Raw genomic sequence first — 1025 nt, forward strand, 5'->3', positions numbered from 1 at the left:
GATCAGGCCGTCACCGCCCCGTGGCAGTGCTTGTACTTCAGCCCCGAACCGCAAGGGCACGGCGCATTGCGATTGACGCGGCCTTCCCACTGTGCGGGATCGGTGCCCAGGTCCATGCCCTCCGGCTGCGGGATCTGCATCGGCGGCATCTGCGGCTGGAGCAGCCCGCGCGCGGCGGCATCCCAGTCGTTGGTGTTGTCCTCGCCAGTGAACGGGTCGAAGTGCGAGGTGATGAAGTCCGGCAGCTCGGGCAGTTCCGGCGGCGCCTGCAACTGGAACTGGGCAAAGGCGATGGTCCGCGTCACATCCTCGCGGATATTGTCGAGCATCCGCTGGAACAGCGAAAACGCCTCGTGCTTGTATTCGTTGATCGGCGTCTTCTGCGCATAGGCGCGCAGGTGGACGACCTGGCGCAGCGCGTCGAGCGTGGCCAGATGTTCCTTCCAGTGATGGTCCAGATTCTGGAGAAGGATCGACTTTTCGACGCTGGCCCAGGTATCGGGCTCCAGTTCCTTGGCCTTGGCCTCGACCATCGCATCGGCCTCGGCGGTGACCCGCTCCAGCACGATCTCGGGGTCGATCGCTTCCTCTGTCAGCCAGTCGTCGATCGGCAACTCGAGGTTCAGCAGGTCTTTCAGCTGTTGCTTCATGCCCGCGACATCCCACTGCTCGGGATAGCTGTTGGGCGGGCAGGCGGTGCCGACGATCGCATTCACCGTCTCGGCACGCATATCGGCGACGACATCGCCCACCGTCTCGGCATCCATGATGTCGGCGCGCTGTTCGTAGATGACCTTGCGCTGGTCGTTCATCACGTCATCATATTCGACGACCTGCTTGCGGATGTCGTAGTTGCGCGCCTCGACCTTCTTCTGCGCGGTCTCGATCGCCTTGGACAACCACTTGCTGCCGATCGCCTCGCCATCCTCGATATTGCTGCGCATCATCTTGGCGAACAGCGTATCCGGCCCGAAGATGCGCAGCAGGTCGTCGTCGAGGCTGAGGTAGAAGCGCGACAGGCCCGG

At 63.2% G+C, this 1025-nt stretch carries 1 protein-coding gene; it reads right to left on the reverse strand.

The genetic code is table 11. The annotated features are described in order from the left end of the window. Window positions 1–2: 2 nt before the first annotated feature. A partial coding sequence (locus U1700_RS15420; RefSeq protein ID WP_332753539.1) for an SEC-C metal-binding domain-containing protein occupies window positions 3–1025 on the reverse strand: 1023 nt, incomplete at its 5' end.

The sequence above is a fragment of the Sphingomonas sp. RB1R13 genome, assembly GCF_036663775.1.
In the GTDB taxonomy this organism is placed as follows: domain Bacteria; phylum Pseudomonadota; class Alphaproteobacteria; order Sphingomonadales; family Sphingomonadaceae; genus Sphingomicrobium.